22 protein-coding genes are annotated in these 26,497 nt (G+C 67.5%); 11 read left to right on the top strand and 11 right to left on the bottom strand.

Annotation, left to right across the window (positions count from 1 at the left end; translation table 11 throughout):
* Positions 1-11: 11 nt before the first annotated feature.
* The gene (locus tag IM708_RS05350; protein ID WP_348524942.1) at positions 12-1,124 is read right to left on the bottom strand and encodes an ABC transporter ATP-binding protein; all 1,113 of its coding nucleotides are present in this window, start codon (positions 1,122-1,124) and stop codon (positions 12-14) included.
* 246 nt (positions 1,125-1,370) lie between these two features.
* Between IM708_RS05350 and IM708_RS05345 the strand changes: the two genes are divergently transcribed.
* On the top strand, positions 1,371-1,763 hold the full coding sequence (locus IM708_RS05345) for a DUF393 domain-containing protein (protein ID WP_209425292.1): 393 nt from the start codon (positions 1,371-1,373) through the stop codon (positions 1,761-1,763).
* A gap of 46 nt (positions 1,764-1,809) precedes the next feature.
* The gene (gene moeB, locus IM708_RS05340) at positions 1,810-2,886 is read left to right on the top strand and encodes a molybdopterin-synthase adenylyltransferase MoeB (RefSeq protein WP_209425291.1); all 1,077 of its coding nucleotides are present in this window, start codon (positions 1,810-1,812) and stop codon (positions 2,884-2,886) included.
* Positions 2,887-3,143: 257 nt separating this feature from the next.
* On the opposite strand, the gene IM708_RS05335 is transcribed toward moeB, so the two are convergent.
* Both IM708_RS05335 and rocF read right to left on the bottom strand, forming a co-directional pair.
* Positions 3,144-4,223, bottom strand: coding sequence for an ornithine cyclodeaminase (locus IM708_RS05335; protein ID WP_209425290.1), 1,080 nt, complete (start codon positions 4,221-4,223; stop codon positions 3,144-3,146).
* A 2-nt stretch (positions 4,224-4,225) separates the two neighbouring features.
* The gene (gene rocF / locus IM708_RS05330; protein WP_209425289.1) at positions 4,226-5,167 is read right to left on the bottom strand and encodes an arginase; all 942 of its coding nucleotides are present in this window, start codon (positions 5,165-5,167) and stop codon (positions 4,226-4,228) included.
* A 316-nt stretch (positions 5,168-5,483) separates the two neighbouring features.
* Here rocF and IM708_RS05325 point away from each other — a divergent pair, with 316 nt between their 5' ends.
* Entirely contained in the window at positions 5,484-7,643 is a 2,160-nt protein-coding gene (locus IM708_RS05325; RefSeq protein ID WP_209425288.1) for a hypothetical protein, read from the top strand.
* A 29-nt stretch (positions 7,644-7,672) separates the two neighbouring features.
* Positions 7,673-8,737, top strand: coding sequence for a TAXI family TRAP transporter solute-binding subunit (locus tag IM708_RS05320; RefSeq protein ID WP_209425287.1), 1,065 nt, complete (start codon positions 7,673-7,675; stop codon positions 8,735-8,737).
* A gap of 53 nt (positions 8,738-8,790) precedes the next feature.
* Here IM708_RS05320 and IM708_RS05315 read toward each other — a convergent pair whose 3' ends face one another.
* Together IM708_RS05315 and ychF are read right to left on the bottom strand one after the other, a co-directional pair.
* Positions 8,791-10,590, bottom strand: coding sequence for an AAA family ATPase (locus IM708_RS05315; RefSeq protein WP_209425286.1), 1,800 nt, complete (start codon positions 10,588-10,590; stop codon positions 8,791-8,793).
* A 371-nt stretch (positions 10,591-10,961) separates the two neighbouring features.
* Entirely contained in the window at positions 10,962-12,059 is a 1,098-nt protein-coding gene (gene ychF, locus IM708_RS05310) for a redox-regulated ATPase YchF (protein WP_209425285.1), read from the bottom strand.
* Positions 12,060-12,193: 134 nt separating this feature from the next.
* On the opposite strand from ychF, the gene trpA reads away from it, so the two are divergent.
* On the top strand, positions 12,194-12,985 hold the full coding sequence (gene trpA / locus IM708_RS05305) for a tryptophan synthase subunit alpha (RefSeq protein ID WP_209425284.1): 792 nt from the start codon (positions 12,194-12,196) through the stop codon (positions 12,983-12,985).
* Positions 12,986-13,257: 272 nt separating this feature from the next.
* Here the strand turns inward: trpA and IM708_RS05300 are convergent, their stop codons facing one another.
* Genes IM708_RS05300 through IM708_RS05280 form a run of 5 tightly spaced genes read right to left on the bottom strand, consistent with a single transcriptional unit; the run spans position 13,258 to position 18,489 of the window.
* Entirely contained in the window at positions 13,258-14,016 is a 759-nt protein-coding gene (locus IM708_RS05300) for an ABC transporter ATP-binding protein (protein ID WP_209425283.1), read from the bottom strand.
* Positions 14,017-14,018: 2 nt separating this feature from the next.
* Positions 14,019-14,849 (bottom strand): ABC transporter ATP-binding protein, encoded by an 831-nt coding sequence (locus IM708_RS05295; RefSeq protein WP_209425282.1) that lies wholly within the window; start codon positions 14,847-14,849, stop codon positions 14,019-14,021.
* Positions 14,846-15,760 carry an ABC transporter permease gene (locus IM708_RS05290; protein ID WP_245243010.1) on the bottom strand — a complete coding sequence of 305 codons (915 nt, stop codon included), beginning with the start codon at positions 15,758-15,760 and terminating at the stop codon, positions 14,846-14,848. Before IM708_RS05290 ends, IM708_RS05295 begins: the two co-directional genes overlap by 4 nt.
* A gap of 10 nt (positions 15,761-15,770) precedes the next feature.
* The gene (locus IM708_RS05285; protein ID WP_209425281.1) at positions 15,771-16,835 is read right to left on the bottom strand and encodes an ABC transporter permease; all 1,065 of its coding nucleotides are present in this window, start codon (positions 16,833-16,835) and stop codon (positions 15,771-15,773) included.
* A gap of 49 nt (positions 16,836-16,884) precedes the next feature.
* The gene (locus IM708_RS05280; RefSeq protein ID WP_209425280.1) at positions 16,885-18,489 is read right to left on the bottom strand and encodes an ABC transporter substrate-binding protein; all 1,605 of its coding nucleotides are present in this window, start codon (positions 18,487-18,489) and stop codon (positions 16,885-16,887) included.
* A gap of 151 nt (positions 18,490-18,640) precedes the next feature.
* Between IM708_RS05280 and IM708_RS05275 the strand changes: the two genes are divergently transcribed.
* From IM708_RS05275 to IM708_RS05265, 3 genes are all read left to right on the top strand, one after another.
* A complete protein-coding gene (locus tag IM708_RS05275) occupies positions 18,641-19,675 on the top strand; it encodes a dipeptidase (RefSeq protein WP_209425279.1) in 1,035 nt (344 codons plus the stop codon).
* A gap of 415 nt (positions 19,676-20,090) precedes the next feature.
* Entirely contained in the window at positions 20,091-20,474 is a 384-nt protein-coding gene (locus tag IM708_RS05270; RefSeq protein ID WP_209425278.1) for a hypothetical protein, read from the top strand.
* Positions 20,475-20,512: 38 nt separating this feature from the next.
* The gene (locus IM708_RS05265; RefSeq protein ID WP_209425277.1) at positions 20,513-23,638 is read left to right on the top strand and encodes a hypothetical protein; all 3,126 of its coding nucleotides are present in this window, start codon (positions 20,513-20,515) and stop codon (positions 23,636-23,638) included.
* A 160-nt stretch (positions 23,639-23,798) separates the two neighbouring features.
* On the opposite strand, the gene IM708_RS05260 is transcribed toward IM708_RS05265, so the two are convergent.
* The gene (locus tag IM708_RS05260) at positions 23,799-24,854 is read right to left on the bottom strand and encodes a 3-carboxy-cis,cis-muconate cycloisomerase (RefSeq protein WP_209425276.1); all 1,056 of its coding nucleotides are present in this window, start codon (positions 24,852-24,854) and stop codon (positions 23,799-23,801) included.
* Between the two features lie 149 nt (positions 24,855-25,003).
* Between IM708_RS05260 and nthA the strand changes: the two genes are divergently transcribed.
* The 3 genes from nthA to IM708_RS05245 are packed head-to-tail and all read left to right on the top strand — an operon-like array spanning position 25,004 to position 26,479.
* Entirely contained in the window at positions 25,004-25,624 is a 621-nt protein-coding gene (gene nthA / locus IM708_RS05255; protein WP_209425275.1) for a nitrile hydratase subunit alpha, read from the top strand.
* A complete protein-coding gene (nthB, locus tag IM708_RS05250; RefSeq protein WP_209425274.1) occupies positions 25,621-26,253 on the top strand; it encodes a nitrile hydratase subunit beta in 633 nt (210 codons plus the stop codon). Before nthA ends, nthB begins: the two co-directional genes overlap by 4 nt.
* Positions 26,240-26,479, top strand: a complete 240-nt coding sequence (locus tag IM708_RS05245) for a nitrile hydratase accessory protein (RefSeq protein WP_209425273.1) — start codon at positions 26,240-26,242, stop codon at positions 26,477-26,479. The genes nthB and IM708_RS05245 overlap by 14 nt, the downstream gene beginning before the upstream one ends.
* The last annotated feature ends 18 nt before the right edge of the window (positions 26,480-26,497 follow it).

The following is a 26,497-nucleotide window of genomic DNA, read 5'->3' as shown; positions in this document are numbered from 1 at the left end:
CCGGCGGGCGTTCAGCCGGCTTGCGGCAGGTCCAGCGCGCGGCAGTCCCTTGGCAGCCAGCCGATCTCGATCATCGTGCCGGGTTTGTAGCGGGTCTGGTCGGGCGCGTTGCGGGTCTTCATGATGAAATTGTCGTTGCCCGCCACCTTCAGCCGGGTGCGGAACACGTCGCCCATGTAGATGAATTCCTTCACCTCGGCCTTGATCGTGTGCACGCCTTCCTGCAGCCGGTCGCGGTTCGCCTCGACCCGCTCGGGCCGGATCGACACGCGCGTGCGCTCCCCCGGATGCGAGATGTTCACGGGCCGCGCGTCGACCAGTTCGCCGCCGTCCAGCTCGACCACGGCGATTTCGCCGTTGATTTCCTTCACCGTGCCGTCCAGCGTGTTGTTCTCGCCGATGAACTGCGCGACGAAGCTGTTCTGCGGTTCTTCATAGAGCACGTCGGGCGGGGCCAGCTGCTGGATCATGCCGTCGTTGAACACCGCGACATTGTCCGACATGGTCAGCGCCTCGGTCTGGTCGTGGGTGACATAGACCGTGGTGATGCCCAGCTCGTGCGCCAGGTGCGTGATCTCGAACTGCAATGTCTCGCGCAGCTGCTTGTCGAGCGCGCCCAGCGGCTCGTCCATCAGCACCAGCTCGGGCTCGAAGACCAGCGCGCGGGCCAAAGCGATCCGCTGCTGCTGGCCGCCCGACAGCTGCGCCGGCCGGCGATTGGAAAAATCGCCCATCTGCACCATGTCGAGCGCGCGCTTGACCTTCGCCTCGCGCTGTGACTTGCCCAACCCGCGCACTTCCAGCGGAAAGGCTAGGTTCTCGCCCACCGTCATGTGGGGAAAGAGCGCGTAGTTCTGGAAGACCATGCCGATGCCGCGCTTGTGCGGCGGGATGTTGTTGATGGGCTTGCCGTCCAGCAGGATCTCGCCATGCGTTGCCGTTTCGAACCCGGCCAGCATCATCAGGCAGGTCGTCTTGCCCGAGCCCGAGGGACCCAGCATGGTCAGGAATTCGCCCTTCTGGATCGACAGGTTCAGATCCTTCACGACCAGCGTTTCGCCGTCGTAGCTTTTCTGCACCCGATCGAATACGACAAAGCCGCGGTCGTTGCCCGCTTTGGTCACGCTTACCCCCTGTTTGTGGCGTCTAGGCCTTCGTTTTGAGTTATTTAAACCGCCTGTCGCCCGGGTTTGCAACTTAAATGTCCCGATCGCGCCCGAATTGACGTCGAAGACGGCGATACGACGCGTTCGCTGGGCAAACTGCGGGATATTCGACCGCACAATCGGCGCATATGCAGGCGATCCGCCCTCGGCCGGGGCGCCGCTTCGGCGCCTTGCCGGGCGCGTCTTGCGCGCTAAAGTTGCGCCATGGCCTTGAGAATTCTCTATAATGGCGATTGCCCCATCTGCGCGCGCGAAATTGCGCATTATCGCACAGTTGCCGAAAGCGCGGGGGCCGAGATCGCTTTCGATGATCTGTCTCGCCTCGATCCCGGCGCGCTGCCGATCCCGGCCGAGGCCGCGCGCCGCCGCCTGCACGCGCTTCAGGATGGCCGGCTGATCCACGGGTTGCCGGCGTTCCGCGCGCTCTGGGGTCGGCTGCCGGGCTGGCGCTGGCTGGCCCGGCTGACCGGGCTGCCGGTGATCCGCCCGGTCGCGGCCTGGGTCTACGACCATATCCTTGCGCCCGCGCTTTACTGGAACCTGAGGCGCCGCGCGCGCCGATGCCGCGCTGGTCAAGCCCGAACGACCGACCTATAGGACGGGAAGCCGGCACGACGGGAAGACCGAGGCAAGGACGTATCCGATGATCCTGGTTCTGGCGATTGCGGCGCTGATCTGGTCGCTGGGCGCGCTGCTGCGGCTGCCGGTCGCGCTGCGCGCGTCGCTGCTGGCGGGGTTGCTGGTGGTGGTCCTGCTGATCAACCTGACGCTGCCCGCCGGCAACCCGCTGCGCGCGGCGACGGGGGGCGATCCGCGGTCCTGGGCGGCGCTGGGGGTCGTCGTGGCGCTGGCGCTGGGCTACTGGCTGGTCGTGTCGGCGCTGCGCCGGCGGGTCGCTGCGCGCCGGGCGCCCGAAACCGCGCCGCAGGCGGGCCCGTTCAGCGAGACCGAACTGACCCGCTACGCCCGCCACATCATCCTGCGCGAGGTCGGCGGCCCCGGGCAGCGCCGGCTGAAGGACGCCAGCGTGCTGGTCATCGGCGCGGGCGGGCTGGGCGCGCCGGTCCTGATGTACCTGGCCGGGGCGGGGGTGGGCACGATCGGCGTGATCGACGACGACGTGGTCGACGGCTCGAACCTGCAGCGGCAGGTGATCCACGCGGACGCCCGCATCGGCATGCCCAAGGTCTTCTCGGCGCAGGAGGCGGTGGCGGCGCTCAACCCCTTCGTCACCCTCCGCCCCTACAAGCGGCGCCTGACCGAGAATGTCGCCGCCGCGCTTTTCGCCGACTATGACCTGATCCTCGACGGGACCGACAATTTCGACACGCGCTATCTGGTGAACCGCGTCGCCGCGAAGCTGGGCAAGCCGCTGATCGCCGCCGCCATCACCCAGTGGGAAGGCCAGATCTCGGTCTACGACCCTGCGCGTGGAACGCCGTGTTTCGAGTGCGTCTTCCCCGACCGCCCGGCGCCGGGCCTGGTGCCCAGCTGCGCCGAGGCCGGCGTGATCGGCCCCTTGCCCGGCGTCTTGGGGTCGATGATGGCGGTGGAGGCGGTGAAGGCGATCACCGGCGCGGGCGAGGGGCTGCGCGGCCGGATGCTGATCTACGACGCGCTTTACGCCGAAACGCGGCAGATCACCCTGCGCCCGCGACCGGGCTGCGCGGCCTGCGGCGGCGGGACGGAGGCTGCGCCGCCGGCCGCAGGAGCCGGTTGACGGGCGTGCTCCCGCCCCTCGTCAGGCTGTGCTGTCGCACGACCTTCCTCGCGTTGGGCCGGGCCGGGGGGCGCTGCCCCCCGGACCCCCCGGCGCGGCGCGGCGCACGCAAGCGGGGAAGCTGCGCGGTCGCGCGCCGCCCCTTGCACAGGTATTGCGATCGGGTTAATTTTTTTCACGATATATAACGATTCCGGTGTCTTGTGCGATTGCTCAAGCTTGAGCATACCCCCGCCCGCGCGCAGATACGGCCCCGATCACCCCTCGGGCCGCGACCGCATCAGCATCCCGTAGAGGTCGCGCGGGTCGTCCGGGTCGGCGATCAGGTCCAGCATCTGCGCCGCGCCCGTCTCGGTCCCCAGGGCCTCGTGCAGCCACATCAGCGCCGAAAAATCCTCGATGGCAAAGCCCACCCCGTCGAAGAGCGTGATCTGGCGGTCCGACGCGCGCCCCGCCGCCTGCCCGGTGATCACCTGCCACAACTCGGTCACCGGATGCTCGGCGGGCATCTGCTGGATCTCGCCCTCGATCCGGGTCTGCGGCGGGTATTCCACGAAGGTCGAAGCGCGCGCCAGGATCGCCGGCGCCAGTTCGGTCTTGCCCGGACAGTCGCCGCCGATCGCGTTGATATGCACGCCCGCGCCCACCATGTTGTCGTGGAGGACCGTCGCCAGCCGCTTGTCGGCGGTGCAGGTGGTGATGATCTGTGCGCCCTGCACGGCCTCCTCGGCGCTGGTGCAGGGGATGACGGACAGGCCGCTTCCAGCCAGGTTGCGCACGCATTTCGCGGTCGCGCCCGCGTCGGTATCGTAAAGCCGCACCGTGTCGATCCCGACTACCGCCTGCAGCGCCAGCGCCTGAAACTCGGCCTGCGCGCCGTTGCCGATCATCGCCATGACCTTCGCGCCCTTCGGGGCCAGATGCCGCGCCGCCAGGGCCGAGGTCGCCGCTGTCCTGAGCGCGGTCAGCAGCGTCATCTCGGCAAAGAGCAGCGGATAACCCGTCGCCACCCGCGCCAGCACGCCGAAGGCCGTCACCGTCTGCAACCCGGCGCGCGTGTTCGACGGATGCCCGTTGACATACTTGAACGCGTAATGCGTGCCGTCCGAGGTCGGCATCAGCTCGATCACGCCGATCTCGGAATGCGCGGCGACGCGCGGGGTCTTGTCGAATTCCGGCCAGCGGCGAAAGTCGCCCTCGATCCGGTCGGTCAGCTGCGCCAGCGCCGTCGGCAGGCCGATCCGGTGCACCAGCCGCATCATCGCGTCGACGCTGACGAAGGGCACGAAAGCCTGCGCCGAGGGGGCAGGGCGCGGGGTGGCGGGCTTGTCGGTCATGGTCATCCCTGTCCGCGATAGCTGCGGGTGGGTCGGTCGAACACCTTGCGCCCCATGAGCGAGGCGACGAGATCCACCATCAGATGCGCGGTGCGTCCGCGTTCATCCAGAAACGGGTTCAACTCGACCAGGTCGAGCGACGTGACCAGCCCCGAGTCGTGCAGCATCTCCATCACCAGATGCGCCTCGCGGAAGGTGGTGCCGCCGGGGACCGTGGTGCCGACCGCCGGCGCGATCGCGGGGTCGAGGAAGTCGACGTCGAGCGAGACATGCAGCATTCCCTCCGCTGCCGCGACCCGGTCGAGGAAGGCGCGCAGCGGCGCGGTCACGCCCTGTTCGTCCAGCGTGCGCATGTCGTGGGGCACGATGTCGTTGGCCAAGAGCGCGGCATGCTCGGCCCGGTCGACCGAGCGAATGCCGAAAAGACATATGTTCGCGGGCGGCACCGGCGCCGGAAACGGCGGGAAGGGCGCGAAGGGCTGGCCCGCGGCATAAGCGACCGGCGTGCCGTGCAGGTTGCCGGATTCGGTCGTTCCCGGCGTGTGGAAATCGCTGTGCGCATCGAGCCACAACACGAAGAGCGGCCGGCCCGCGGCCTGCGCATGTTCGGCGACCCCGGCGACGGAACCGAGCGACAGGCTGTGATCGCCGCCCATGAAGATCGGCATCCCCTCGGCCATTGCCTGCGCGCCGGCGCGGCGCAGGGCGGCGGTCCAGCCCATCGTCTCCGTCAGATGATGCACGGCGGGATTGTCGCAGGTGGTGGGCTCGACCGCGTCGGGGGCAAGATCGCCGAGGTCGCGGACGGGATGGCCCAGCGATTCAAGCGCCGCCGTCAGGCCAGCGACGCGAAACGCGGCGGGCCCCATCAGGCAGCCGGGCCGGCGCTGGCCGGAATCGATCGGCGCGCCGATCAGCAGGCAGGTGCGGTGAGTCGCAGGCATGAACATCTCCGTTTCCTGTCAGTTGGGCGCGAAGGCCGATCGGTAGCAAGCGAATATTTCTGCGATCCGCACGCGGAGGTATTCCGAATTGAGATCGTGCGCTTGTCAAATCGGGACGGGATCGTTGGCGCTGTGGCAATTCGAGCCGGGGCAATCCGACGAAGCCGTCGTGCGCGGGAAATAACCCGCTCGCCGTCGCGTTGCGGCTTTGAAGATCAATCGGTCTGAAGCTTTGCTTTAGCGCGCCCTATTGCATCGCGGGGCTGAAGCTAGTTAACTTATGGTTAACGGTGATTGTCCAAGGCACGGGGTGTCGATGCTTTCTCGCATTACGCTGGCAATTCTCTGCCTCTCGTGCGCTTCGATCGCCGTTCCCCAGGCCGTGCATGCCCAGAATAGCTCAGCCGAGGTGTCGGCATCCGAACAGGCGGCCTCGTTCCGCCGCGTGATCGCCCTGCTGGAGGAGGAGGTCGCGGCGCTGGAGGAAGACGTCGCGCGCGAGATGCAGGCGCTGGCCGAGGCGACGGCGGCGCGGGATGCCGAGGAGGAGGGGCTGGCGGCGTCGCGTGCCGAGACCGAGGCGCTTCAGGCGCGCGTGGCGGAGTTGCGGCAGGCGGAAGCGGAGGCTGCGGCGCGCTTGGCGGAGCTGGAGGCGCAGGCCGAGCAAGACCGCGACGCGGGCGAGGTGGTGGCGTCCGAGGACGAGGCGTCGGAGGCGGTGCAGGCGGAGGTCGGGGCGCTGGAGGCCGAACGCGACTCGCTGGCCGCAGAGGTCGAGGCCTTGCGCGAAACGCGTGCGACGCTTGGGGGCGAGGTCGAGGCCCTGCGCGCCGAGGCGGAGGCCGCCCGCGCCGAGCAGCAGCAGGAGCTGGAAGGGCTGCGCGCGGAGCAGGCGCGGTTGGAGGAAACGCTGGCGGAAAGGCGTGCTGCCGCAGAGGCCGCGAATGACGCCCTCGAGCAGGCCGAGGCGCGCCTTGCTGCGCTTCAGGCGCAGTTGTCCGAGACCGAGGCGGAAGTTGCAGAGCTTTCCGAACTCGAGGCGGCGCGGCGGGAGGCTATTGCCGCGATCGAGGACGAGGTGGCTGCCACGCGCGAGGCGCTGGCGGGTCTGCGGGAGGAGCGGACCGAGCAGCAATCGCAACTTGACGCGGGGGAGGAGGCCTTGCAGGTGCTGCGCGCGGAGCAGACGGAGGCGACGGCACGGCTGGAGGAGGTTCAGGCGCTGTCGGAGGGCGCGGAGGGCGCCTATGCCGAAATGGTCGCGCGTGGCGACCTGGCGCGTCAGGATCTGAGTGATGCGCAGCAGGCGTTGCAGGCCGCCGAGGCGGAACGCGGCGAGGCCGAAGCCGAGCGCGAGCAACTGGCTGGTGAACTGGCCGGCCTGCGTTCCGAGATCGCTGAGGCCGAGGCTACGCGGGAGGAGTTGGCGCAGGCGGATGCCAAGCTGCGGGAAACGCAGGCGGCAATGGAGGCGGCCACAGCAGCGAGAGCCGAGATCGAGGCCGAGCGCGAGCGGCTGGTTGGCGAACTGTCCGAACTGCGTTCCGAGATCGCTGAGGCCGAGGCCACGCGGGAGGAGTTGGCGCAGGCGGATGCGGAGCTGCGGGACACGCAGGCGGCGGTGGAGGCGGCTGCAGCGGCGAGAGGCGAGGTCGAGGCGGAGCGCGAGCGACTGGCTGGTGAGCTGTCCGAATTGCGTTCCGAGTTCGCGGAGGCCGAAGCCGCGCGGGAGCAGATAACCCAGGCCGACGCAAACCTTCAGGAGATGCAGGCCACAGTGGAAGCCCGCCGCGCCGAAATCGCCGAAGAAACCGCGGAGTTGACCCGCCTGCGCGAGGATCGCGCGGCGCTGGATCTGGAGGTCGACACGGTGCGTACCGAGTTGGCGACGCTGCAAGGCAGCGTGGATGCCATCCGCGCCGAGCAGCAGTCGGCGTTGGCCGACCTGCGCGCCGAACTGGCCGAGGCGGTGGCAGCCCTGGCCGAAGTCGGGACCGAAGATGCGGCGCGTCGGGATGCGATGGCGGAACTCGTTTCAGAAACCGAGGCGCTGACCGGGCAGATCGCCGCGGCGCGCGATGACCTGTCGGATATGGAAGGCCGGCGGGCGGCGCTTGCCGCCGACCTTGATCGCCTGGAGCAGGAGCGCGCGGTCGCCGAGGCGGAGCTGGCGGCGATGCAGGAAGGGATCGAGGAAGCCGAGGCGGCGACGGCGACGGCGCCGGAGCCGGAGCCGGCAGTTGCCCCCTCGCCTGAAGCCGAGCCGAGGCAAGCGCCCGCCGCGCGGACCCCGGCGATGGTCGCCGCCGCGTTGCGGTCCGCGCCCGGTCTGCCCGCCGAGGGGTCGGCCGAGATGCGCCGCTTGCGCGAACTGCTGAACCAGGGCGCCTGCCCGACCGACGCGTTGCGCGACACGTTCGGGACGATCAATCGCCAGACGCTTGTCGCACTGGTTCGGACGCTTGGGTCGTGTTGAGGGTCATCGCCATGAGAAGGAAACGCGAGATGACGGGATTGAGGGCGGCGCTGATCGGGGCCTGCATCGCCGGGCTGGGCATGACGGGCGTGGCCGCACCTGCGGCCGCCCAGTTGATCGAGCGCAACATCCTGACCGGCGGGCCAACGGGCACCTACATCCAGTTCGGTCGCAACATCGCGGCGGCCGCGGCGACCTGCGGGATCGAGTTGAACGTGCGCGAAAGCGCCGGCTCGCTGGAAAATTTCCTGGGCGTCCGCATACGCCCTCAGACACAGTTCGGCATCGTGCAGTCGGACGTGCTGGAATACCTGAACACCTTTGCCGCCGAGGATTCCGAGCTGGCCCGCGCCGTTGCCGGGGTGCGCATCGCTTTTCCGCTCTATAACGAGGAGGTGCATGTGCTGGCGCGCCGCGACATTGGCTCGCTGCAGGACCTCGCCGGGCGCCGGGTCTCGATCGGGGTGGAGGACAGTGGCACGTTCCTGACCGCCTCGCTTGTCCTCGATCTGGCCGAGGTGGTGCCGGGCGAACGGGTGATGCTGAACGCCGACGACTCGTTGAACCGGCTTCTGGCGGATCAGATCGACGCCTTCTTCTACATCGCCGGGGCGCCGACCGCGATCTTCAATTCGCCGCAGATAGATCCCGAACGCTTCCACCTGCTGCCGATCACCGATTCGACACTGCAGGCGGTCTACCAGACGACGAGCATCCCGGCAGGGACCTATCCGTTCCAGCCGGAGCCGGTTGATGTGGTCGCGGTCAAGGCGGTGCTGATGACGTATGAATACAACCCCCGGCGAAACTCCTATCATCGGGAAAGTTGCCGGGCAGTCTCGGACATAGCGCATGTGATCAGCACCCGGTTCCGCGAATTGCAGCAGAGCGGCCATCCGAAGTGGCAGCAGGTCGACCTGAGTGACCTGCCGCCCGGTTGGGATGTGGGCAGTTGTGTGAACACCGGTCTGCGCCCTGACTACGAGTTGAAGTGCGAGGGGCCGGCCGCCGTTGCAACGCCCGCGCCGCCGACGGCGGAGAGCGAGGCGAATCGCGCCTATCGCCGCCAGATCTGCGCCGTTGTGGGATGTTGATCCCCGAACGGGCGGTTGAGCGAGAGACCGTGGCGCGCCGGTGATCGCGCTTTTCAGGGTCGCGCCGCGAGCACGTCGCGGGCGATGGCATGCCATTTCGACACACTGATCCGGGCGCCGTCAGGACCGAGCGAAACGACGCGCCAGACGCCGGCAGGGCGCGCGCCGTCCAGAAGCGCCGCGGACAGATCGAGTGGGCCGTGTTGCTCCGGTCGCGCTTCCGGCGTGTCGGCAAGCTCCAGCAGGTAGCGGGCAGGGGTTGCATCGGCGGAAGCCCAGACGAATTCCGCCTGCCCCCCGGCGCCAGCGACGCCCATCAGCGGAACGGGCGGGGACGTCGCTGTCGGGGGGGCGTCGTCATTCGTCAGGTTTTGCAAGGCGCGGCGGGCACCGCGCTGTGTCTCTGCCGCAGCAGTATACCAGGCGGCCGCTAGCGTCGCGCTACGCGGCACGCCGTCGCCGGTATCGAAATGCTGACCGACGTAGTAGGCCGCGCGGTCATCCCCGCGTAGTGCGGCACGCGCGAAGCCGATAACGGCCGCCAGCGGTTCCTGCGCGCCGATCGCAAGCGCTTGCTCATGCAGGCTTGCCGCGTCGGTCGCGCCTTGGAATGCTTGCGGGACGGGAAGCGGGGGGCCGACGGCGTCCGGGTCCTGTCTTGCGGAGGCGAGCGCCGTCGCCTCTTGTTCGAGCGTGGAGACGCTTGGCCCCGGGGTGCTGATCAGCAGGATCACCAGCGCCGCGACTGCGATGGCTGCGAGTCCGCTGGTGATCAGCGCCCGCCGAGCCTTCCCGCCGGGTGGCACCGGGCGGGCAGTTTCGGCGGGGCGGTCGGCAGTGACCGGCGGGCGGCTTGGCGCGGCGGGCACGTTTGCCGGTTGCGGCAAGGCGTCGATGTTCGCCCGGACGCGAAACGCGATGGGCTCCGGCGTTGGCGCCCGTGGCGCGGTCTTCGGCGGGGGTGCCGGCAACGGTGGCGATGGCGGCTGCGGCGCCTTGTGCGACGGGATCGGGCGCGTCCGTCCGGCCACGGCCCTGCCCGGCTGGGCGAGCAGGTGGTCGAGCATGCCGGTCTGCTGCACGTCCAGAAGCACCTTTTCGACCAGCGCCGCATCGATCCTGCGGCTCGACCCCGCAAAACCGGCTGTGAGCAGGAGTTCGCAAAAGACGTTCACCAGCCGCGGCACCCCGCCGGTCAGGTGCGCGATGCGACCAAGGGCCGCGTCATCGAACACCGGGTGCGGACAGCCCGCCGTGCTCATGCGGTGGCGCACATATCGGGCGACTTCCGGCGGTGACATCGGCCCGATCTGAAAGGGCAGCCCATCCACGACCTGCGCCGCGGCGAGCCGCCGGCGGAGCCCGGGCTGACCGGAAAGGACGAGGCGCATCGCCCCGCCCAGGGGCGCCGGGAGCAAGGTCAACGCGGCAAGCTCGGCGATTTCCGTGTCGGACAGGTTCTGCGCCTCGTCGACGATCAGAAGAGAGCGCGTGCCGCCGTCGTGGCGCGCAAGCATCTCCGCCTCGAAGGTCGCGCGCAACTCCTCCTCCGGCCCGTCGCGCCGCAGGTTGAACGCCCAGTGCAGCCACTGGCCCAGCCCGCCCAGCCCGCTTGAGTAATTGGAGATCATACCGACGTCGACGTCGCTCGGCAGTTGCGTCACGAAATGCCGAAGCAACGTGGTCTTGCCGGTGCCGGGCGCGCCCAGGATCGTGGTCACCGCGCGATCGCCCTCGGCCGCGCCGTTCAGCAGGTCGAAGGCCTGATAGTGATCCTCGGTCCAGTACAGGAATGCCGGGTCCGGGGTGATCCGGAACGGGAACTCCTGCATGCCGAAATGATCAAGATACATCACGAAGCTTCCGGTGCAGTTTCCCGCACGGGGCCAGTGCGCAACTCGCGCGAAACCGGCGCCTCGGAATCCCGGGCATTTCCAAGATGCTCCGGGAATACGGAAGGGTTCCGCCGCGCTTGTGCCCGAACCGCCGGTGAAGCGCCGCAAGATTCTGACAAACCCGCCCCATGATCGACGAGAGTACACCAGCACGCCTTCGTTAACCACGAATTTCCATCAAAGGTTGCGTGGTCGAGGCAACGCCTGTCCGGTTTCGCGCCTGTCGTGCAGGGTCAACGAACCCGGAATTGCAGCCAGTTTGGCGTGGCCCAAGGCAGGGTCGGGCCGGCGTCACCGAGATTGGTTCGCTTTTGCCTGGCAACACAGGCTCAGGCGTTGAACAGGAAGTTCAGCACATCGCCATCCTGGACGACGTATGACTTCCCCTCGATGCGCAGCTTGCCGGCCTCGCGCGCGCCGGTTTCGCCGTTGCAGGCGATGTAGTCGTCATAGGCGATGGTTTCGGCGCGGATGAAGCCGCGCTCGAAATCGCCGTGGATGACGCCGGCGGCGCGCGGCGCAAGCGTCCCCTTCGCGATGGTCCAGGCCCGCGCCTCCTTCGGGCCGACGGTGAAGTAGGTCTGCAGATCCAGCAGGTCGTAGCCGGCGCGGATCAGGCGGTCGAGGCCGGGTTCGTCCAGCCCCATTTCCTCGAGGAACATGGCGGCCTCGTCGGCGGGCAGTTGCGCCAGTTCCTCTTCGATGCGGGCCGAGATCACGACGTGCGCGGCGCCCTGCAGTACGGCCATCTCGGCGACACGGGTGGACTGGGCGTTGCCGGTCGCGGCGTCGCTTTCCGCGACGTTGCAGACAAAAAGGACCGGTTTGGCGGTGAGCAGTTGCAACTGCCGCCAGGCGACGCGGTCCTCGTCGGCGACCCGGACGTTGCGCGCCGGTCGGCCCGCCTCCAGTGCCTGCAGCGCCAGGCGCAGAAGCCGGTCCTGGGCGACGGCCTCCTTGTCGCCGCCGCGGATCTTGCGCTCGAGGTTCTTCAGCCGCCGCTCGATGGATTCCAGGTCGGCGATCATCAGCTCGGTTTCGATGGTCTCGGCGTCGGCAATGGGGTCGATGCGGCCTTCGACATGGGTGACGTCGACGTCCTCGAAGCAGCGCAGGACATGAGCGATGGCGTCGACCTCGCGGATGTTGGCCAGGAACTGGTTGCCCAGCCCTTCGCCCTTGGACGCGCCGCGCACCAGGCCGGCGATGTCGACGAAGGTGATCCGCGTCGGGATGATGGCTTTCGATGCGGCGATCTTGGCCAGCTTTTCCAGCCGGGCGTCGGGCACGGCGACCTCGCCCACGTTCGGCTCGATCGTGCAGAAGGGAAAGTTCGCGGCCTGCGCCGCGGCGGTGCGCGTCAGCGCGTTGAACAGCGTCGATTTGCCGACGTTCGGCAAGCCCACGATCCCCATGCGGAAGCCCATGGCATCCCTCCCTTTGCGGTCGGGCGCGTCATAGGCGGTTGGGTCGGGCGGCGCAAGCGGGGCGGCGCACCACGGGAGGCATTGATTTCCCGACGGCGAGCGGGCAAGGGAGGCGGCATGACAGGAGGACCCGCATGACCCGGATCGACCAGTGCTTCGCGCGGCTGCGCGCGCAGGACCGAAAGGCTTTCGTTTCCTATATCATGGCCGGCGATCCGGACCTGGAGACGTCGTTTCAGGTGATGCGGGGGCTGCCGGCCGCCGGGGTGGACGTGATCGAACTGGGGGTGCCCTTCACCGACCCGATGGCGGACGGGCCGACGATTCAGCTGGCGGGGCAGCGGGCGCTGGCAGGCGGGCAGACGCTGGAAAAGACGCTGGAGATGGTGCGCCGGTTCCGGGCCGAGGATGATGCGACGCCGATCGTGCTGATGGGCTATTATAATCCGATCTACAACCGCGGGGTGGAGCGCTTTCTGACGGATGCGAAGGAAGCGGGCGTGGACGGGTTGATCGTGGTCGATTTGCCGCCCGAGGAGGACGTGGAGCTGTGCCTGCCGGCGCGCGATGCCGGGATCAACTTCATTCGGCTGGCGACGCCGACGACCGATGACAAGCGTTTACCGAAGGTGCTGCAGAATACCAGCGGGTTTGTCTATTATGTCTCGATCACCGGGATCACCGGGGCGGCGGCGGCGGAGGCGGGCGATGTCGGGCCCGAGGTGGCGCGGATCAAGTCGCAGACCGACCTGCCGGTGGTGGTGGGCTTCGGGATTTCCAGCCCGGAATCGGCGCAGGCGATTGCCGGGGTGGCGGATGGATGCGTCGTGGGATCGGCCATCGTCAAGCGGATCGGCAACGGCGAGCCGGTCGAGGATGTGCTGGCCTATGTCGCGTCGCTGGCCGCCGGGGCGCACGCGGCTTGAACGGGGTGCGCCGGACGCAATGCGCTGGTTGATGAAACCTTGACGCGGCGCGCGCAGGGCGCAGGTCCAAGCCCGCGCGATTGAAGCTATCTGGTTGATTTTGCAAGATTCATGCCTGCCAGCAAGTGTATGGCAGGCGTATGGCAAGTGTATGGCAAACGTATGGCAGTTTGCCACCAATTCGCCCGATCCGGGCGGTCGGAGGCGGTTTCCCTGGCGGTCGGGGGCCGCGCCGGAGCGGGCGCGTTCCACCGGGCGCGGGGCGCGCGCTGTCAGCCCTCCAGCATCCGGTCGGCGCTGGCGTCGAAGAGGGCGCGGGCATAGTCGGTCTGCATGCGTGCGGCGGCGAGGTCGTCGCGGGTCAACTCCTCGACCGCCTGGCCGTGCTGCATGACCAGCAGCCGGTCGCACATGTGGTCGATCACCGCGAGGTCGTGGCTGACCATCAGGAAGGTGAGCCCGCGTTCGTCGCGCAGGCGCGCGAGCAGGTTCAGGGTCTCGGCCTGGACGCTGGCGTCGAGGGCCGAGGTCGGCTCGTCCAGAAGCAGGATCTCGGGCTCCAGCATCAATGCCCGCGCGATTGCCACGCGCTGGCGCTGCCCGCCGGAAAGCTGGTGCGGGTAGCGGAAGCGGAAGGAGCGGTCGAGCGAGACGTCGTCGAGCGCTTGGACGACGCGCGCGTCGGCCTTGCCGATCCCGTGGATCGCCAGCGGTTCCGACAGGGTGCGGTCAATGGTGTGGCGCGGGTGGAGCGAGGCATAGGGGTCCTGGAAGACCATCTGCACGCGGCGGGCGAAGGCCTTGCCGCGCGGGTCGCGCACCGCCTCGCCGGCGATGCGGATCGATCCGGCGCTGATCGGCGCCAGCCCGCAGATGGCGCGCAGGATCGTGGACTTGCCCGAGCCGGATTCGCCGACCAGCCCGAAGGACTCCCTTGCCGGGACCGACAGGCTGACATCGCGCACGGCGTGGACGGCGCGGCCCTTGGCGTCGAAGGTGACGGAGAGGTTCTGGATCTCGATCAGGCTCATGCTCAGACCGCCCAGTCGGCGTTTCGGTCGAGGCTGGGCAGCGCGCCGCGCGTGCCGCCGATCCGTGGCAGGCAGTTGAGCAGGCCGCGCGTATAGGGATGTTCGGCCTGCATCAGGTTCGCGGCCTCCAGTTCCTCGACCACGCGGCCGGCGTACATGACCAGGATGCGGTCGCAGAAGCGGCCGACCAGCCGCAGGTCGTGGCTGATGAAGATCAGGCCCATGCCGCGATCCTTGACCAGCGCGTCGAGGATGCTCAGCACCTCGGCCTGGACGGTGACGTCGAGGGCCGAAGTTGGTTCGTCCGCGATCAAGAGGTCGGGGCCGGGGATCAGCATCATGGCGATCATCACGCGCTGGCCCATGCCGCCGGAAAGTTCATGCGGATAGGCGTGCATGACGCGTTCGGGGTCGCGGATCTGCACGGCCTCCAGCGCGGTGATGGCGCGGCGCCGGGCTTCGTTCGCGCCCAGCCGGTCGCGGCGGCGCAGCCCTTCGGTCAGTTGCGCGCCGACCTTCATCACCGGGTTGAGCGAGTATTTCGGGTCCTGCATGACCATGGCGATGCGCTTGCCGCGCAAAGCCCGCATCTGCCGTTCGGAGGCGCGCAGCAGATCCTGCCCGTCGAAGGTCATGCGGTCGGCGGCGATCCGGCCCGGGGGGCGGATCAGGCGCAGGACCGAGCGGCCGGTCATGGTCTTGCCCGAGCCGGATTCGCCGACGATGCCCAGACGTTCGCGCCCGAGGCTGAACGAGACGCCGCGCACGGCTTCGACCGCGCCGGCCTCGGTGTCGAAGGTGACGCGCAGGTTCTCGACCTCGAGCAGGCTCATTTGCCGCTGCTCCGTGGGTCGAGGACGTCGCGCAACCCGTCGCCCAAGAGGTTGAAGCCCAGGCTGACGGTGGCGATGGCAAGGCCCGGCATGGTCGCCACCCACCACTGGTCGAAGAGGAACTTGCGCCCCGCCGAGATCATCTGCCCCCATTCGGGCAGGGGCGGCTGCACGCCGAGGCCGAGGAAGCCCAGGCCCGCCGCGGTCAGGATGACGCCGGCCATGTCGAGCGTGACGCGGATGATGACCGAGGGCACGCACATCGGCATGACATGGCCCCAGACGATGCGCGCCCCTCCCGCGCCCTGCAGGCGCGCGGCGGCGATGTAGTCCGACGAACGCACGGTCAGGGTCTCGGCTCGGGCGACGCGGGCGTAGGGCGGCCAGGCGGTCAGCGCGATGGCCAGCACCGCATTCTCGATCCCCGGGCCGAGGACGGCGACCAGCGCCAGTGCGAGGATGAGGCGCGGAAAGGCGAGGAAGATGTCGGTGATGCGCATCAGCACCTGATCGACGATGCCGCCGAAATAGCCGGCGACGGTGCCGACGATCAGACCGAAGAGGGGGGCGGTCAGCGCGACCAGGGTGACGATATAGAGCGTGATGCGCGAGCCGAAGACGATGCGCGAGAAGATGTCGCGGCCGAATTCGTCGGTGCCCATCAGGTGGCCGGGGCTGAGCGGCGGCAGCAGGCGTTGCGACAGGTCCTGCGCCAGCGGATTGTGCGGGGCGATCCAGGGGGCGAAGGCGGCGACGAGCAGCAGCAGCAGAACGATCGAGAGGCCGATCACCGTCAGCCGGTTGCGCCGCAGCCGCAGCCAGCCCAGCCAGAGTTGCCCGGCGCGCGCCTGAAGGCGCGAGCGCGGGGCGGGGTCGCGCAGCCATTGGGTCATGGTGGTCACGGTGGTCATGGCCGCCCCCTCAGCGCGCGCGCGGATCGACGATCCGGTAAAGGATGTCGGAGAACATGTTGAGGCCGACGAAGACCATGCCGACGACCACGGTGCCGCCCAGCACCGCCGGCATGTCGGCGGAAAAGAGCGCGGTGGTGATGTAGAGACCCAGGCCCGGCCAGGCGAAGACCGTCTCGGTCAGCACCGAGCCTTCGAGGAGGGTCGCGTAGGACAGCACGATCACCGTGATCAGCGGCACCTGCACGTTGCGCAGCGCATGGACCCAGACGACACGCCATTCCGGCATGCCCTTGACCCGCGCGGTGGTGATGTATTCCTGGCTCAACTCGTTCATCATGAAGCTGCGGGTCATGCGGCTGATATAGGCCATGGAATAGTAGCCCAGCACGCCCGCGGGCAGGATGATGTGGCTGAGCGCGTTGCGGAAGATCGCCCATTGCCCGGCGAGCGCGGTGTCGATCAGGATCATGCCGGTGACGCGGGGTACGTCGAATTCGAACATCATCTCGTATCCCGAGGACAGCCGCCCCGGCCCGCCGACCCAGCCGAGGATGCCGTAGAAGAGCAGAAGCCCCATCAGCCCCAGCCAGAAGACCGGCAGCGAGTAGCCGATCAGCCCGATCAGCCGCACCGCCTGGTCCAGCAGGCTGCCGGGCTTGGTCGCGGCCAGAACGCCCGCCGGGATGCCGAGGATCACGCCGATGATTGTGGCCAGCGTGGCCAGTTCCAGCGTGGCCGGGAAGAAGCGGCGGATGTCGTCGGCGACCGGCGTGCGGGTGCGGATCGACGTGCCCAGATCGCCGGTTAGGGCGTCGCGCACGTAGATCGCGAACTGCTCCCACACTGGGCGGTCGAGGCCCAGCGACAGGCGCGCGGCCTCGTATTGCGCCTGGGTCGCGCGTTCGCCGATCACGGCGAGTACCGGGTCGATGGGCACGACGCGGCCGATGACGAAGGTCACCAGCAAGAGGCCCAGCAGAGTCGCGGCCAGCGCCACGAGGACGCCGGCAACGCCGCGCAGGCGCGGCCAGAGCCGCGGCCGGATGGAGACGGGATCGGGAGGGGTTGTCATCAGGTCGTGTAGCGCCCCCCGGCGGCCATGGCTGCCGGGGGGCCTGGCCTCACTTCGTTGCCAGCCAGTAGGTGGCGTTGTCGATGGCGCCGCCGGTGTGGAAGCCCTGCACGTTGGCGCGCATGCCGGTCTGGTCGATCGACTGGAACATGGCGATGAAGGGCGAATCGTCGCGGTGACGGCGCTGGATCTCCTCGTACATCGCGCGGCGGGCGTCGGTGTCGCGCTCCATCACGGCCGCCTCGGCCATCTCGTGCAGATCCTCGGGATCCCAGGCGTTGCGCCAGGCGAGGATGCCGGTGAGACCGGCGTCGGGGCTGTTGTCGGGGTTCATCGCGAAGGTCGAGGCGTTGGTATGCGGGTCGGGATAGTCCGGCCCCCAGGCCTGCAGGGTAATCTCGTGCTGGCGGGCGCGGTATTCGCCCAGCACCTCGGCCCCGGCGCCGACCGACAGTTCGATGTTGATGCCGGCCTGCGCGAAGGTGTTCTGGATCGACTGCGCCATTTCCATCCGGTCCTGGCTGTTGCGCACCGAGAGCGTCGCGTTGATCGGCGTCTCGATCCCGGCCTCGGCCAGGATTTCCTGGGCGCGTTCCACGTCCAGGCTGTAGGGCGTTTCCTCCAGCGCGCCGAGGTAGCCGCGCGGCAGGAAGTGCTGGTGCACCATCTGCTGGCCCTTCAGGAAGCTGTTCGCCATCCCCTCGTAGTCGATCAGCCAGCGCATCGCATCCAGCACCGCCGGATGGGCCAGCGTCTCGTGCTGACCGTTGATGGCGATGTAGGCGATGTATCCGCCGACGTCGTCGGTGATCACCACATCGTCGTTGCCCGCCATCCCCTCGACATCGACGGGGGTCAGGTCGCGGGCGATGTCGATGTCGCCGGCCTCCAGCATCAGCCGCTGCGTCGAGGGTTCCGGAATGTGCCGCAGGAAGACGCGGCGCAGGTTCGCGTCGCCGCGCCAGTGGCCTTCGCGCGCCTCCAGCAGGTAGCTTTCGCTGGGACGGTAGGATTGCAGGACATAGGCGCCGGTTCCCGCGGAATTCGCCTTCATCCACTCGTAGCCCATGTCGCCGTCGACCTCGTTGGCCATGACGGTTTCCTTGTCGACGATGGCGGCGACCAGCGCGGTCAGGCAGTTGTAGACGAAAGAGGGCGCCAGCGGCCGGTCGATGGTCATCCGCAGGGTGTTGCCATCGGCGACGATCAGGTCGTCGACGTTGTCGGGCGTGAAGCCGAACTGCGTCAGGATGAAGGAGGGCGTCCTGTTGAGCTTGATCACGCGCTGCAGCGAGAATGCCGCGTCTTCGGCCCTCACGGGGTTGCCCGAGGCGAAGGTGACCCCTTCGCGCATGGTGAAGGTGAAGGTCAGCCCGTCCTCGGAGACGTCCCAGCTTTCGGCCAGGCCCGGAACCAGCTCGCCCGGACGCTCGGGGTCAAGTTCGACCAGGGTATCGTAGAGGTTGTTCAGCAGGTCGATCCCGTTGAACTCGAACGCCTCGGCCGGATCGATCGACACGATGTCATCGATCTTGGCGGCAATGACCAGCGTGTCGTCGGGCGTGGCGGCCCCCAGCGCAACGGGCGAAGTGCCCAGCATCAGCGCGGCGGCAAGGGCCGCGCCACGGTTTCGCAAGGTCGAGTCGAGCAGCATTTCCGTTTCCCCGTCGTGTGTTGTGATTTCTGTTGGCCGGCGCACGATCCGGCGTTGCAGCCGGGTGCGCCGGGTCATAGGAAGCTAGCGCCGGTCAAGTGTCAAGCATGCCGAAAGAGCGCCGCCGGCCGGCAAGGGAGAGGAGTGACGGATGTCGGCAGTTCCGGTTTTCGATGGTCACAACGACCTGCTCCTGCATCTCTGGCGCGATGGCGACAGCGACGGAAAAGGCTTCTTCGACGGGCGCGACGGCCACCTGGACCTGGCGCGCTGCCGAGCCGGTGGCCTTGCCGGCGGGTTTTTCGCGATCTGGGTGCCGGGCGAGGAGGGAACTGAACCCGCCGAGGACGCTCCGGAGCCGATCTTTCCCGAACTCGCCCCCGACCGGGCGCGACGGGTGACGCTCCAGATGGCGGCAATCCTGCACCGGATGGCGCGGTCGCATCCGCAGGATTTTCGCATCTGCACCTCGGCCGACGCGGTCGAGGGCGCGCGGCGCGACGGGGCGATTGCGGCCTTGATGCACATCGAGGGATGCGAGGGGATCGGCCCCGACCTTGCCGAGCTGGAGGTCTACCACGCGGCCGGAATGCGGTCGCTGGGGCCGGTCTGGTCGCGCGACAACATCTTCGGTCACGGCGTTCCCTTTCGCTTCCCGGCCGATCCCGACATCGGGCCGGGACTGACCGACGCAGGCCGCCGGCTTGTGCGCGAATGCGCGCGGCTGGGCATCCTCGTGGACCTGAGCCATCTGAACGCCGCCGGGTTCCGCGACGTGGCGGCGCTGACCGAAGCACCGCTCGTCGCCACGCACAGTTGCGTCCACGCAATCTGCGCGGGCAGCCGCAACCTGACCGACTGGCAGCTCGACATGATTGCCGAGCGCGGCGGGCTTGTCGGGCTCAATTACGCCGTGCAGTTCCTGCGCCCCGACGGGGAGAAGACGACGGATACGCCGCCCGAGTTGCTGATCCGCCATCTCGACCACCTGATCGAGCGGCTGGGAGAAGGCGGCGTGGCACTGGGGTCGGATTTCGACGGCGCGACGATGCCGGACTTCCTGCCCGACGCCGCGGCACTGCCGCGCCTGGTCGAGGCGATGGTGCGGGCTGGCTACGACCAGGCGCTTGTCCGGCGCCTGTGCTGGGGCAACTGGATCGACCTGCTGCGCCGCACGATCGGCTGAGGCGCACGAGGGGTCAGGGACGCCGCCGCGCCAGCGCAGATTCAAGCTCCACCGGGCGCCGGCTGAAACCCTTGTAAAGGGGCTTTGCGGCGCCTGTCGGCCGGGTGTTGCCCCAAACCTACGGTGGCGGCGCAGCGCCGATTCACCTGTCCAGTGATTCGGCACGCGATGCGCGCGCGACGGGCGCGTTCACGAAAGCACAACCAATACGAGAATCTTCTCGACGGGCTTTCGCTGGGCATGTTCCCGCTGAAGCCCCTGCCACGTCGTTTTTTTTGCGGTTAAGCGGCTGGTCACCAAGGGGCCAATGCGATTTGAAGCGGGCGACTGCCTTAAGGAGAATGCAGCCTCAGGTAGACAAGAGTCTGCGTCGATTCCGGCGCTGCTGGTCCCATCAGTCGAGGAACTGACCACGATGATACTTCTGAAACTCCTGAGCAAGGCGATCCAAATGGCCAAAGGCATGCCCTCCTTCGTTGAACTTCTGAAGATGCGCAATAAGAAGCACGAGGATCCAATCGACGACGGATTGGACGATCCCTTCGAAGATCCGGCGGCGCCACCGGAGCAAGAGCCGGAAGGCCCGCCGCAAGATGAAAGCGCAGAAGAGGACATGAGCGGACAGAACCCCGAAACAGGCACGCCGATCTACGGCCCGAATGGCGAATTCCTCGGCTACGAGCCGGTTACGCCCGAAGAACCCGACAACTCCGGCGACCCGGATCCGTCAGAGGAAGACACGCAGCCCGATCCGTCGGCTCGGATGAGCCCGACGACGGAAACGACCTGCCGCCGATAACCGACCCCGGCCAGGACATCCCCGGCGGCAATGATCCGGTGATCGAGGAACCCGTCGAAGAGCCTGTCGCCGAGGATCCCGAGGAAGACGAACCCGTCGGAGAAGATCCCGCGGAAGAAGAGGACGAGGAGCCCGTCGTCGCGGACCCGATCGACAATGGCGCGCAGCCGGCCGACCCGGAGCCGAACGAACCCGTGGCCGAGGAGCCCGAGGACGACCAGTCCGGACAGGACGAGGCCGGCGTGAACGACCCCGCGCAGGGCGATCCGATCACCACGGACCCGCAGCCCGAAGAGCCCGTCGAAGAGCCGGTGGCAGAGGAGCCTGCGCCCGAACCCGAGCCGGAGGAACCCACCGAGGAGGATCCGGTCGAGACCGACCCGTCAGGCTCGGACGACAACGACCAGGACCCCGTCGAGGACGATGACTCCGGCACGCAGCAGCCGGCCGAACCGCCGTTGGTGACGACGGTCGAGTCGCAGATCGACGTGATCGGGGGGCGTGTGGCTACCATCCGCCCGGACGGTGCGAATATCGTCTCTGTCAAGATCCTGGATCGTCCCGAGCATGGTCAGCTTTCGGTCAATCCCGACAACAGCCTCGCGCTGGTGCTGACCCGCTCTAATCTTACGGGCCCGCTGAACTTTGCCTACGAGGCGGTCCATTCCGATGGGAGCATCACCCAGCACATCGTGCAGGCCGAGGTTGCGGAAGGCCCGCAGAAGGCTGGCTGGGGAACGAGCGAAGCGCACTACATGCTCGCCACCGATGCCAACGACAAGGTGATCGTCGAACACGGCGACAATCACCGCAAGGTCTATGTCACCGGATCGGAAAAAGCCCTCACCGCAGCCGACATCGCCGCGCGCGAGGGGATGTCCGAAAGTGCCGTTACCGCCCGATGGCTGCGCGACCATGGAACCGAGTACGGCGCGAGCGAGGACATGGCGCTGTCGACCGACCTGGCGATGTCGCTGTGGAGTACGATCAATCCGTGCGGAGGAGCGAATTCGAACTGGCTTTTGTTCGAACGCGGGTACGAGTATGACGCAGCGCGTGTCGTTTCCCGCGGCGCCAGCGGAGAGTCTGAACTCCATCCGTTGTTCATCGGAGCTTGGGGTGAGGGTGATAAACCCGTCCTGCAAAACAAGCAGATGATCTTTCAAAGTACCTCGAAGAACATCGTGCTTCAGGATCTGGATTTTTCGGCCGGAGTGAGCGTCTTAGCAGGTGGCGATGGGCCGCAGGAGAATATCATCTTTGATGGTACCAAGTTCTCCAATGAGGAATCTAATGTACAAGGCGCGAAGGGTGTTACGTTCAGAAACTCCAGCTTCACGGATGCATGGCGCGAAGAGCCGGGCTCCGTAACCGCGGATGGTAAGTGGGCCGCGCATAGGAACCGCGAGTCTGGCCTCTACATGGACAACACCGAAGGGGCGCTGTTTGACCGGGTGTTGTTTGATCACAATGGCTGGGCGCCTGACTTTCTATCGGATGCCTCGATTGATGGTGGGCATCCGCCGAGCATGTACAGTCAGGGTCTGTACCTTCAGCATAGTGTGATCGATGTTTCGATGCATGACTCGGTAATCATGCGGTCGGCGTCTGTCGGTGCGCAATATCGCGGCGGTGCCTTTGTTGAAAACACCTTGTTCATCGACAATAATGTCGCGCTTAACACGAATGGAGGTGGCGGTGGCGTCTGGACGGGCAACTATAGCCTGCTTCTGGGAAATCTTGTCACTCATGCCGCGGGTCGCGGCGAAGGCTTGCCGCAGATCGGCGCAACTGATTGGGGCATTGGTGGGACGGCCTTGTACACCAGCCTAGTCGGGAACATCGTGGCACATGCCGGAAACCCTCATGACGAAAGCGATGCGAGGCTTGGTTCGAATGGCATCAAGTATGCCTACGAAGACGGCATTTACTTTGATGACAGCCTTGTTTGGGGTTGGCGTCTGGAAGGAAACGGTTCGCCAGATTCGCAGAACACCGACGGTCTTGACCCGTCCGTTCTGAATGAAGCCACGATTCACCGGTATGTCGAGACGCTGGCGAATGGCGGGGTTCCGGTCAACGGCGGTCAGCCGCATAGCAGCGATACGATCCAGGCCTTTGCCGAGCATTTGCGCGCGCTGGACGGGAGCGAGTATTCGACGGCGGTGCAGGATGTACTCGACTGGTTCCGCGAGCGTTTCGGCATCGAGGTGACCGAACAGCCCATCGAGACGACCTTCCGCTTCGTGCCGGACGATCGCGGTCACGGGGTGCGTTGGGACAACCGGCTCAACTGGGATCAGGGCGTCACGCCCGGCAGGGACGGGGACAGCATCGATCTGGGCGGCAAAAAGGTCGTCTTCGGCGGCACCGTCCGGGTCGAGGATCTCGACTTCGGCGCGGCGGGCGGGCTGATCCTGGCGCATGGCAAGCTGACGGTCGACGGAAAGCTGCTTGCCGGAGACGAAGGCGCGACGCTCGACATCTCGCGCGCCGGGCAGTTCTGGACCAATGGCTCCGAAGGCGGCGGACTGCTCGAGATCTCGGTCGATGGCGGACGCTTCGCCAACACCGGGACCTTCCTGGGTCCGGTCGAGCTGACTGCCACCGCGGGTCAGACGATCCTTGCCACCGACGGCGCCGTCTTCGCCGCCTCCGCTGGCAGCCGAATCGAGGTCGTGGGCTACGAGGCGCGCGTCGGCTTCGACGGCGGCGATGGCGGCATGGCGTTCCTGGGCTTCGATACCGGGGCAACGCTTGCGTTCACGGCGACGGCGGGCGGGCTTGGTGGCATCGCCACCTTCCGCAGCGGAGCCTTCGGCGATGCGCCCGATGTCCTCAGCGGGGTGGATCTGGGCAATGCGACGCTCGAGATCGACCTTTCGGCGCTGACGGCCGACGTGAAAGAGGTCGCACTCCTGCGGGCGGAAGAACTGGTCGGCACCTTCGGCGATATCGTCTTCCGCGGGCTGGGTGGACGCGACGCCGAGATCGTCATCGACTATGCCGCGGATGCCGTCTGGCTGCGGCTGATGGAGGGCAGCGGCCTGCACAGCCTGGAAAGGATCGGTAGCGAGGACATGTTCGATACCGGCCACGAGGATCTTTGGCAGGCGCTCATGGGTGGTGCGGCGACCGCTCATCCGGACCACTGGGACATGTAAGCCGTTCGGCCGGTTGACGGCCAGACGGAAGTCGAGATCAAGTCTGTGCGGGGGCGGAACGGATCGATCTGCCCCCGTCCCAATTTTCCGCAAAGCAAGAACTACGGCCCCGCCGAGGACGCTGAGATCGGAACCCCGCGAAACGCGCCGCTCCACCCTTTCAGGCCGGTGTGCCCATCCGCGTGATCGAGGAAAGCAGTCGTTCGGCATGGTGAAGTGCCGCGCCACTCGCCTCGCACATCGCCGGCAGCGTGAGCCATTCCAACGCCCAGGCGGTGCCGGACCGTTCCTGCTCGTGCACCATCGCCTGCGTCAGCAGACCCTGTTGCGCGGCGACGAACCGGGCGATGGCGACCAACGCCTCGGCGGCAACCGGGTTCGACTTGTGCGGCATCGCCGAAGACCCGCCGCCGGAAGTAAGTGCGATCTCGTCCACGCCCTGTTGCGCCATCAGAAGGACATCCTGACCGATCTTGCCCAGCGTGCCTGTCAGCAGGGCCAGCGCGTGCCCGAAGGACACCATCGCGCTTCGATCGGTGTGCCAGACCGGCCCGGTTCTGAGGTCGAGAGCGCGCGCGACGTGTCCCACGAATCCCGGTTCCAACTGGCAGGGCAGGTCCCTGGCGCCGATCGGCCCACCGATCTGCACCTGCCCGATACCGGCGCGCAGTCCCTCGAGCCGGGTCAGATGTTCCTGAAGGGGGCGTGCCCAAGCGCTCAGGCGCAGTGCGACCGTCGCGGGCAGTGCGGCCTGCATCCGGGTCCGGGCCATGAGGGGTTGGGTTCCGAACCGCTGCTCCAGTGTGTCGATCAGTCCAATAATGCCGGCCAGGCGCGTTTCGAGAGTCGAGAGGACCGACAGCAGGGTCAGCGCCATCGCGGTGTCTATGACATCCTGGCTGGTCGCGCCGGTGTGGATTGCCCTTGCCGCATCCGGTGGCAATGAACTGCGCAGGGCCGTGACCATGGCCGGGACCGGCAGTCCGTCGGCGGCGCCGGCTGAGCCGATTCCGTCCGCGTCGAAACCGTCGATCGCGGCCAGTGCCGCGGCCGCCGCGTCCGCGGTGACGGTGCCGGTCGCGTGCAAGGCGCGGGTCCAGGCGGCCTCGAAGGCGAGCATGCGATCGGTGAAGGCGCGCGCAGAGAATTCGGCCGCGAAGGACTCATCGGACAGAAGGTCGCCAAAAAGGCCCGATGCGGTGAAGGCGTTGGTCATGCGTCCACCCGGCCAGATTTCGCGCCGCTGCGCAAGCGGTCTTGCGGCCAATGTCGGTCGGCGCGGGTTTGTGTCGTTGACGTGCGATCCGGGTTCACAGGCCTGCGGTTCCGGCTTATCCTTGCGCGTGCAACCAGCCGAGGCCGCCCATGCCCCATGATCACCCCCATCATGACGCGCCGCCCGATCCGATGACCGAACGGGTGCGCCAGCTTGAGGAGCGCCTGGTCGCGCAGGGTCTGGTCGACCCCGCAGCGGTCGACGCGATCATCGAAACCTACGCCGAGAAGGTGGGCCCGCGAACCGGCGCCGCGGTCGTGGCGCGCGCCTGGACAGATCCCGAGTTCGCGGATTGGCTTGCGCGCGATGCGACCGCGGCAATCGGGTCGATGGGTTATGCCGGCCGGCAGGGCGAACACATGCAGGCGGTCTTCAATACACCCACTCTCCACAACCTCATCGTCTGCACGCTTTGCTCCTGCTATCCGTGGCCTGTCCTGGGTCTGCCGCCGGTCTGGTACAAATCGCCTGCCTACCGGTCGCGCGCGGTGATCGAGCCGCGCGCGGTGCTGGCGGAATTCGGGCTGGAGTTGCCGCCGCAGGTGCAGATCCGGGTCTGGGATTCGACGGCTGAACTGCGCTATCTGGTGATCCCGATGCGCCCCGAGGGGACCGAGGAGATGACTGTCGACGAGTTGGCCGCGCTCATCACCCGTGATTCGATGGTCGGGACCGGGCTTCCGGTTGCGCCGGAACGGGTGTCAGGTTGAACGGGCCGCAGGATCTGGGCGGTCAGATGGGTTTCGGCCCGGTTCGACCCGAAGTCAATGAACCCGTGTTCCATGCCGCGTGGGAGGCGCGCGCGCTGGGCCTGACTCTGGCCACTGGTGCCCTTGGGCACTGGAATATCGACGAAAGCCGGCATGCCCGCGAGAGCCTGCCCCCGGCCGTCTATCTTTCTTCGAGCTATTACGAAATATGGATTCGCGGGCTTGAGGCGCTGCTCGATCGGCACGGCTTGCTGGACCCCGCCGCATCTGTTCCGCATCCGCGGCGCCTTGCGCCCGGTGCGGTGGCGCAGGTTCTGGCCGCCGGGACCGACTACACGCGCCCCATCGCGGGCCCGCCGCGTTTTCGGCCCGGCGATCGGGTGCGGGCGCGCAACATCCATCCGCGCGGGCACACCCGGCTACCACGCTACGTCCGGGGCCACGCCGGTATCGTCGAGGCGGAGCATGGCGGCTTCGTGCTGCCCGATGCGAATGCCCACGGACAGGGCGACGCGCCCGAGCGGCTCTATACCGTCGTTTTCGACGGCGCCGACCTCTGGGGGCCGGATGCCGAGCCGGGGACTTCGGTTTCGGTCGACGCATGGGAGAGCTATCTTGAGCCGATCTGACCTGCCGCCCGCCCCCGATGCCCCGTTTGAGGCGCCCTGGCAGGCCCGTGCCTTCGCGCTGGCGGTCGCGGCGCACGATGCCGGGCTCTACGACTGGCCGGAATGGTCTACGACCCTGGGTCGGGCGCTGCAGGGCGCCGCACCCGACGGATCGGACTACTACGATCGCTGGCTTCTGGCGCTGGAGGAAATCCTGCAAGACCAGGGACGCCCCGATCCGCGCTGAATCACGGTGCCGGCGCAT

The organism is Pararhodobacter sp. SW119 (assembly GCF_017811755.1).
Classification (GTDB): Bacteria; Pseudomonadota; Alphaproteobacteria; order Rhodobacterales; family Rhodobacteraceae; genus Pararhodobacter.
This window is presented reverse-complemented; position numbering and strand designations above follow the sequence as displayed.